This is a genomic window from Psychrobacter sp. AOP31-B2-9 (genome assembly GCF_052378005.1).
Lineage (GTDB): Bacteria > Pseudomonadota > Gammaproteobacteria > Pseudomonadales > Moraxellaceae > Psychrobacter.
In genome coordinates this window covers 1-8,020 of the sequence record NZ_JBQSXG010000133.1, presented here as the reverse complement: position 1 = coordinate 8,020, position 8,020 = coordinate 1, and the positions used below count along the sequence as shown (strand labels likewise).

Genomic DNA, 8,020 nt, shown 5'->3' with positions numbered 1-8,020 from the left:
AGGGATACTGGCAATGAAGGATTTGGCTAAAGGTTCACGACAAAGCATCACAAGCAATGATATAAGAAGCAATGACATAGAAAATAATGTTCATAAGCAAAACAAACAAGCTTCAACATTCACAAGCCTAGGTCTGACAGCAGTACTGGCCATAGGTGGCATCGCATTAGCCACACAGAGTGCACAAGCAGTATCACCGCTAACTGTCGTCAATGGCATTACCTCAAGTGGCGGCGTGGGCGTTAGTAAAGATATTCTCTATGGCGATGAGCCTTTACAAGACTTGGATATTTATTATCCCAAACCTCTAGCCCAAGCAATGAAAGCACAAAACGTGATTGAAGATACATATCCTATGGTTGTTTTTGTCTACGGTGGTTCGTGGGAAAACGGTACCAAAGAGCAATATGCTTTTGTTGGTAAGAGCCTAGCGCGAGCAGGCTACGTGACCGCAGTGATTAACTATCGGAAGGCACCCGAACATCCATATCCTGACTATGTAGAAGACACGGCAAAAGCAATTGCATGGAGCCATGACAACGCTAAGACATTACATGCAGATTCTAAGCGTATGGCTGTCATGGGACAATCATCGGGCGCATTTAACGTAGTAGCAGCTGTGTCTAACGAGGATTTTTTAGCACCTTATGGTATCAAGCCAAGTGATATTAAAGCGGTAGTTGGTATCGCGGGTCCTTATAGCTATGACTTTAGGCAGTTTGATAGCGCCACGGCTTTTCCTGCCGATGCGACTCCTGATCAAGTCATGCCCGACAGACAGTTAAAAGGCGAGCAGCCGCCTTATCTATTATTGACTGCTGAAAATGATAAGATTGTCTACGACGTAAATACGATTAATATGACAAAAGCGCTAAAAGATTATGGCGCAAGGGTAGAGGTCAGTGAGATAGAAGGTGCCAGTCATGCGACCAGTATCGGTGCGATGGCACCACCACTGCGTTGGTTGAATGATGTGCGCTCACAAGTGCTGACTTATCTGGATAAAGAGCTGAAATAGCTCATTCTCTGACTATAACTCTACAAAAGGTTAGTATCACTATTTACAAGTACCACTGTTTATAAGTAATATTGCTTAAGTATCAAAGAATAAATCCTCAACTGGCATAGCGCTCGTTGGGGATTTTTATTGTGTAGGGCGTGTCATCAATTAGCACATTAATACATTTAGTGGTTTTAAAACGGTTGAATTTATTAATACTATAATAAAAACCTGTCAATTCAATGCGCTATTCCCTTATGATAGAAAACAGACATTATCGAATATATAGTAAAAACGAAAAGTTCTAAGACAACGTTTAAAGCGGTGAAACACCCACTGAGCCCAAAGGACGATTATCATGACTATATTTATGCGACCACTCAAAATTGCACTACTAAGCTTAACGTTAGCAGCACCTTCATTAGCATTTGCCATCGGTGGCAATGATCCTGTTCCAGGAATTGATATTATCATTAAAAAAAATCCTGGCTCAAAACCTATTGCTAATATACCGTTAACTGATTCAGAGATGAGTCAATATAATGCGCTCAAAGAGAATGATCGTCCTGTTTATTTAAGCAAGGTTATAGTGCCAAAGTTAGAGCAGGTCAATAAAAAATACGATTATGATATTAAATGGGATGACATTATCGAAAAAGGTGTTAATCAAGATTGGTGCACACCAGAACGATGCAATATGAAGACGAGAGTCGTCATACAGCTTGAGATTCCAGAGAGCTTGAGTCAATCTGATGTTAAGTTTAGCTTGGCGAGTCAGTCAGATACCGTGATAGAAAAACGTACCATAAGGCGAGTTACTCAAATGGAAAGACGTTAAAATTTTGGTATATCATTTAGCCTCTTTTATCGTCCAAGCAACCATTACGATGACTGTTTGGGCAGTGCTACTTATAATCAGTGCTTATAGTCGATGCGCGACAGTAGACTGAAAGCGCCTGATATTATATCCAGTCTATGTAAAATTGATGATATGTATATGTCATGTGCGCTTATACACAGACAGTGCTGTAAGATGTTCAAACTCTTGTTATAATGTTGCCATTCAAATAATACCCATTTATATAAGACAGGATATTTTATGAGCATGAACGCTGACGATTTGATTGCATTTTTACAGACTCACTTTCCAGACGCTTTTATTCAAGCAGCCAATCAAGGCAATAAGTTTGATGTGCGTGTGGTTGATGCCAGTTTTGAAGGCAAACGTGCCGTCCAACGTCAACAAGCGATTTATGCGTTAGTAAACGATAAAATTGCCAGTGGTGATATTCATGCGCTTAATATTCAAGCATTGACACCTGCTGAATGGGAAACTCAGCAAAAAGGCTAAGCTTTATATTGTCTTAGTTTTTTTATTATGACTTTCAATTATTTATATTTTTCACACTCACAGCTAGGTTGTCACTTTTATGGATCAGTTCTTAATCACAGGTAGTAGTCGTATCGCAGGGGAAGTTACTATCTCTGGCGCCAAAAATGCCGCTTTGCCATTGTTGGCCGCGATGATATTAGCAGAGACCCCGACGACACTGCACAATGTGCCGTCCCTGCAAGATGTACGAACGTTGATTAAGTTGATCGCTGGCATGGGCATCAATATCGAAAAACAGGGCGACACTGTCACCTGTGATACCAAAAGCATCGATAACTTTTATGCGCCGTATGATTTGGTCAAAACCATGCGTGCCTCTATTTTAGTATTAGGCCCATTACTGGCACGTTTTGGTGAAGCAGAAGTGTCGTTACCTGGTGGTTGTGCTATTGGCTCTCGTCCTGTTGATCAACATCTAAAAGCATTTGAAGCGATGGGTGCTGAAATTAGTGTAGAAAACGGCTACGTAAAAGCGCAAGCGCCAAAAGGTGGCAAGCTGATTGGCTGTAAATTCTCGTTTGATATGGTGACCGTTGGTGGTACCGAAAACGTCATCATGGCCGCAGCACTTGCTAAAGGCACCACTGTTTTGGGTAACTGTGCACTAGAGCCAGAAGTGGTCGATTTGGCCAACATGCTGGTCGCCATGGGCGCGAAAATTAGCGGTATTGGTACAGCGACCATGATCATTGAAGGGGTTGAGCGCTTGCATGGCTGTGAGTATTCAGTCGTGCCCGATCGTATCGAGACAGGATCTTATCTTGCTGGTGCGTTAATGACTCGCGGTGATGTGTTGGCCAAAAAAACCTCTGCGTTACTATTAACCCCAGTATTAGAAAAGTTTGAAGATATGGGGGCTGTGATTACTACTGGTGACGACTGGATTCGTGCGCAAATGAGCGGACGTCCCAAGGCGGTGGATATTCGTACTCAACCGCATCCAGGCTTTCCGACCGATATGCAAGCACAGTTGATGGCGATTAGTTGTCTTGCCGATGGTACCAGTACGTTTATCGAAAACATCTTTGAAAATCGCTATATGCATGTACCAGAGCTCAATCGTTTAGGTGCTTCAATTCAAGTAGATGGTCATACCGCTGTGGTAAAAGGTGTCGAAAACTTTACTGCTGCGCCAGTCATGGCAACGGATTTACGTGCTTCTATGTCATTGGTTATGGCAGCAGCCACTGCTGAAGGCGAGAGTTTAATTGACCGTATTTATCATATCGACCGTGGCTACGAAGACGTAGAAAACAAACTGCGTGCGCTTGGTGTGAATATTGAACGTATCAATACTAATGATTAATATTGACTGATTCATTCCCATGGTGTGAGTTGTTTTTATTAGTGATATCATAAAACAAAACGTTTAGCGTTATAAAATTTAAAAATCCTCTTAATGAGGATGCCAACTGTACATGGACACGATGTCATTATGACTGAAGCTACCAAAGCATTACCATCTAGCGGTATATTAAATGAAGTAAATGATGAGTTTTCGGGGTTAACACTGGCCTTATCAAAAGGTCGTATTTTAGAAGAAACCATGCCGTTGCTACGTGCAGCTGGTGTGGAGCTGCTAGAAGACCCTGAAGCTTCGCGCAAACTTATTTTTCCAACATCGAACCCAAATGTCCGCGTATTGATTTTACGTGCTAGCGATGTGCCGACCTATGTAGAGCACGGTGCGGCAGACTTTGGTGTGGCGGGTAAAGATGTATTGCTTGAGCATGGTGCCAATCATGTGTACGAGCTGCTAGATTTGCAGATTGCTCAGTGTAAGCTGATGACAGCTGGTGTCAAAGATGTCGTATTACCGAATCGTCGCCTACGTATTGCGACCAAATATGTCAATGTGGCACGTGCTTATTTTGCCAGTCAAGGTCAGCAAGTGGATGTGATTAAACTATATGGATCGATGGAGCTTGCTCCGTTAGTCGGTTTGGGTGACTTGATTGTCGATGTTGTCGATACTGGTAATACTTTACGCGCCAATGGGCTAGAGGCGCGTGATCACATTTGTTATGTCTCATCTCGCCTTATCGTCAATCAAGTCAGCTATAAACGTAAGTTTGCGCTACTTGAACCGATTTTAGACAGCTTTAAAAGTAGTATTGCTAGTGCTTCATAAGCCAGTGGTATTCATTGGTAATATTAAGCATTGTTATACAAATTTTTAAACCAGTTTAGCGCTCTATGGTAGACATAGCATGCTAAACTGGTTTTGTTGTGTTTGCTTGTTAGCATATAAAAATTCAGTATACTCGTGATTACGTTAGTCATTAAAGTGATGATAAATGTTGAATATGCTTTATTTTTGCATCGTTAATTTTTAGCCGCATTTTATGCTCAGATATAGGATTAAGTTATGCGCCAATTAAGTACCCAAGATGCCGATTTTGATAGTCAATTGACAGAGTTACTTGCATTTGAAACTGTCAATGATGCCGATTTGTTGAAGACTGTCGATGATATTATCGCGCAGGTACGCGCGGATGGCGACAGTGTGGTATTGGCTTTGACTCAGCAGTTTGATCAGCATCCAGCGACCACGATGGAGTCGTTAGAGTTGTCTAAAGAAGTGTTGGCTGAAGCATTTGAAAACTTGGATGATGATGTACGTGAGGCTCTCACCACTGCGGCCACACGGGTACAGACATTTCATGAACGTCAAGTGCAAGAAACATGGCAGTATGAAGATGAGCTAGGCAATCGTCTTGGTCAAAAAGTCACACCACTTGATCGTGTGGGTATTTATGTACCAGGCGGCCTAGCATCGTATCCGTCATCGGTATTGATGAATGCTATCCCTGCTAAAGTAGCTGGCGTTGCCGAAGTCATCATGGTAGTACCAGCACCGAAAGGCATACTAAATCCACTGGTATTGGCTGCAGCTCATTTAGCAAAAGTAGATCGCGTCTTTACCATTGGTGGCGCGCAAGCAGTAGCAGCTTTGGCTTACGGTACAGAAACGATTCCTGCTGTTGATAAAGTAACAGGGCCTGGTAACAAATATGTGGCTGCCGCCAAACGAGCAGTGTTTGGGCAAGTGGGTATCGACATGATCGCAGGCCCATCTGAAGTATTGGTCTATGCAGAAGGCGAGGCGCAAGATCGCGCTGATTGGCTGGCTATGGATCTGTTATCACAAGCAGAGCATGACAGTATTGCCCAAGCCATTTTTGTGACGACCAGTGAACAGCAATTAGCTGAAGTTGCCGCTGAAATCGACAAAGCATTGGCAGAGTTGCCAAAGGCTGATATCGCTCGTGATTCGCTACAAAATCGTGGCGCACTTATTCTAGTTAAAGACCGTGCCGAAGGTGCTGCAGTAATTAATCGAGTTGCACCTGAGCATTTAGAGCTGTCTGTTGATGAGCCAGATGTTTTATTGGGTAATATACGTCATGCGGGCGCTATTTTTATGGGCCGCCATACACCAGAAGCCATTGGTGATTATTGTGCAGGACCGAACCATGTATTGCCAACCTCGGGTACAGCAAGATTCTCTTCGCCACTTGGTGTGTATGACTTTCAGAAAAAGTCATCCATCATTTATTGTAGTGAAAGTGGTAGTAAGCCACTGGCCAAAACAGCAGATATCTTAGCACAACGTGAAGATTTGGACGCCCATGCTCGTTCAGCACGCTATCGTTATCAGTAGCTGTCTGTACTGAAGATACTAATGTGATAAATTGATAGTGCATTATTATTTTTAGAGGTTTTAAAGTTATTAAAATGGATAATAATAGGATAACTTATGAGTGAACTAAAGATAGACACCAGACTGTGGTCATCTAAAGCACGTAATTTGTCGCCTTATACACCAGGCGAACAGCCGCAACATGACAACTTATGCAAACTGAATACTAATGAAAATCCGTTTCCACCTTCTCCAAAAGTAGGACAGGCGATCGCTAAAGTATTGACAAAGCAGGCGGATGACTTGCGTTTGTATCCAGCGCCTGAATCTGAGGATTTGCGAAAGGCTTTGGCTGATTTTTATGACCTTGATCTTAATCAAGTGTTTGTAGGTAACGGTTCAGACGAAGTGTTGGCTCTTGTATTTGCAAGCTTTTTCCTAAAAGAGCGCCCTGTTTTAGCACCTGACATTAGTTATAGCTTTTATCCTGTGTATGCGCATACCTTTGGTATTGAGCTGGTGCAAATCGCGCTAGAAGCTGATTTTAGCATTAGTCCAGACGCGTACCGTCAGCCTTGTAGTGGTATTATCATCGCCAATCCGAACGCACCTACAGGGTTGTTAATGTCGCTTGCTGATATCAGAAAATTGGCTAACGAGCACTCCAATGCCGTCATCGTTATTGATGAGGCCTACATTGATTTTGCTCAGACTGAAGAAGGTTCAGTATCTGCCATTAGCCTTATCAATGAGTTTGACAATCTATTGGTCACCCAGACTTTTTCTAAGTCACGCTCGCTTGCAGGGTTGCGTGTGGGTATGGCCTTTGCTAATGCGTCATTGATTGAAGCGTTGACACGTATGAAAAACAGCTTTAATAGCTATCCACTAGATAAGTTAGCACAAGCTGGTGCGACGGCGAGTGTCTTGGATGTTGAATATTTTGAGCAAACGCGTCAGCAAGTTATTGATCTGCGTGAGTCACTAACAGCGGAGCTAACAGCCTTGGATTATCAAGTGCTACCGTCACATGCCAACTTTGTATTTGCCCGTCCAAATGATGGTGATGCCAGTGCTGTGGCCAGTGCGTTACGTGAGCAAGGAATCATCGTCCGTCATTTTGATAAGCCGCGAATCAATGAGTACTTGCGTATTACCGTTGGTACAGCAGAGCAGCATGAGCGTTTAATCAGTGCACTGACTGCGCTGCGAGCTATGAGTACTTAAGTGAAAAATTTGAATATAATTCGTAATCGACCATTGATTTGTACTATTGATCATATTTTTAATGATCTTTACTGCGAGCAACTCATCGAAAAAAGTGAAATGCAGCAGTATGAGCAAGCACAAATTACGGTCGGCAATGACCAGTTTCGAACAGATACGAGCGTCCGAAATAATGACCGTATCATATTTGATGATGCTGACTTAGCAAAAAATCTCTTTGACCAAGTGGCGTGTTATTTACCAAAAACGTGGGATGAGGGTTTATGGGAGTTGTCTGGGCTGAATGAGCGTTTTCGTTACTATCGTTATGGCGAAGGCCAAACGTTCAGACCACACTTTGATGGTGCTTATGAGCAAGATAAGTTTCATAAAAGCTTCTTAACGCTATTATTTTATTTGAATGACGACTTCGAAGGTGGTGAGACAAAATTTTATCAATGGCAAGGTGGTTGGTATAATAACGATACACCTAACTATGTTGTTACACCGAAAAAAGGCCAAGCATTACTGTTTGCACATCAACAGTTCCATGAAGGTGCACCAGTGATATCGGGTGTTAAATATGTATTACGAACAGATGTCATGTATCGAGCAATATGTCTTTAATAGATGCCTTAAAAGCATTACATGCGGATACGGATGTTACTGCTGATTGACGAATCGTCCTTGCTATATTGATACTGATTAGTAAAAATAAAGCCTGCCAACATTGTGTTGAGCAGGCTTTATTTTTATTTACTTCTTAAAATTATACCTA

Annotated in this window: 8 protein-coding genes; all 8 read left to right on the top strand. The window is 42.4% G+C overall.

The features are described 5' to 3' along the window. Positions 1 to 13 precede the first annotated feature (13 nt). Complete coding sequence (locus ACT3SX_RS12360) at positions 14 to 1,018, top strand: alpha/beta hydrolase (RefSeq protein ID WP_192519906.1); 1,005 nt, start codon at positions 14 to 16, stop codon at positions 1,016 to 1,018. A gap of 340 nt (positions 1,019 to 1,358) precedes the next feature. Then, complete coding sequence (locus tag ACT3SX_RS12355) at positions 1,359 to 1,838, top strand: hypothetical protein (protein ID WP_442062621.1); 480 nt, start codon at positions 1,359 to 1,361, stop codon at positions 1,836 to 1,838. A 267-nt stretch (positions 1,839 to 2,105) separates the two neighbouring features. Beyond that, positions 2,106 to 2,351, top strand: coding sequence for a BolA/IbaG family iron-sulfur metabolism protein (locus ACT3SX_RS12350; RefSeq protein ID WP_192519908.1), 246 nt, complete (start codon positions 2,106 to 2,108; stop codon positions 2,349 to 2,351). Between the two features lie 79 nt (positions 2,352 to 2,430). Further along, the gene (gene murA, locus ACT3SX_RS12345) at positions 2,431 to 3,699 is read left to right on the top strand and encodes a UDP-N-acetylglucosamine 1-carboxyvinyltransferase (RefSeq protein WP_442062619.1); all 1,269 of its coding nucleotides are present in this window, start codon (positions 2,431 to 2,433) and stop codon (positions 3,697 to 3,699) included. A 129-nt stretch (positions 3,700 to 3,828) separates the two neighbouring features. Then, a complete protein-coding gene (hisG, locus tag ACT3SX_RS12340; protein ID WP_192520242.1) occupies positions 3,829 to 4,524 on the top strand; it encodes an ATP phosphoribosyltransferase in 696 nt (231 codons plus the stop codon). A 237-nt stretch (positions 4,525 to 4,761) separates the two neighbouring features. Continuing rightward, the gene (gene hisD / locus ACT3SX_RS12335) at positions 4,762 to 6,057 is read left to right on the top strand and encodes a histidinol dehydrogenase (RefSeq protein ID WP_192520241.1); all 1,296 of its coding nucleotides are present in this window, start codon (positions 4,762 to 4,764) and stop codon (positions 6,055 to 6,057) included. A 96-nt stretch (positions 6,058 to 6,153) separates the two neighbouring features. Further along, the gene (gene hisC / locus ACT3SX_RS12330) at positions 6,154 to 7,263 is read left to right on the top strand and encodes a histidinol-phosphate transaminase (protein ID WP_192520240.1); all 1,110 of its coding nucleotides are present in this window, start codon (positions 6,154 to 6,156) and stop codon (positions 7,261 to 7,263) included. After that, on the top strand, positions 7,264 to 7,869 hold the full coding sequence (locus ACT3SX_RS12325; protein WP_318779549.1) for a prolyl hydroxylase family protein: 606 nt from the start codon (positions 7,264 to 7,266) through the stop codon (positions 7,867 to 7,869). It begins immediately after the preceding gene. Positions 7,870 to 8,020 lie beyond the last annotated feature (151 nt).

What these genes read in the sequence shown, in the direction of transcription:
- hisD (WP_192520241.1), top strand. Translation starts at nt 4,762, where the DNA reads ATGCGCCAATTAAGTACCCAAGATGCCGATTTTGATAGTCAATTGACA.
- ACT3SX_RS12360 (WP_192519906.1), top strand. Translation starts at nt 14, where the DNA reads ATGAAGGATTTGGCTAAAGGTTCACGACAAAGCATCACAAGCAATGAT.
- murA (WP_442062619.1), top strand. Translation starts at nt 2,431, where the DNA reads ATGGATCAGTTCTTAATCACAGGTAGTAGTCGTATCGCAGGGGAAGTT.
- hisC (WP_192520240.1), top strand. Translation starts at nt 6,154, where the DNA reads ATGAGTGAACTAAAGATAGACACCAGACTGTGGTCATCTAAAGCACGT.
- ACT3SX_RS12355 (WP_442062621.1), top strand. Translation starts at nt 1,359, where the DNA reads ATGACTATATTTATGCGACCACTCAAAATTGCACTACTAAGCTTAACG.
- ACT3SX_RS12350 (WP_192519908.1), top strand. Translation starts at nt 2,106, where the DNA reads ATGAACGCTGACGATTTGATTGCATTTTTACAGACTCACTTTCCAGAC.
- hisG (WP_192520242.1), top strand. Translation starts at nt 3,829, where the DNA reads ATGACTGAAGCTACCAAAGCATTACCATCTAGCGGTATATTAAATGAA.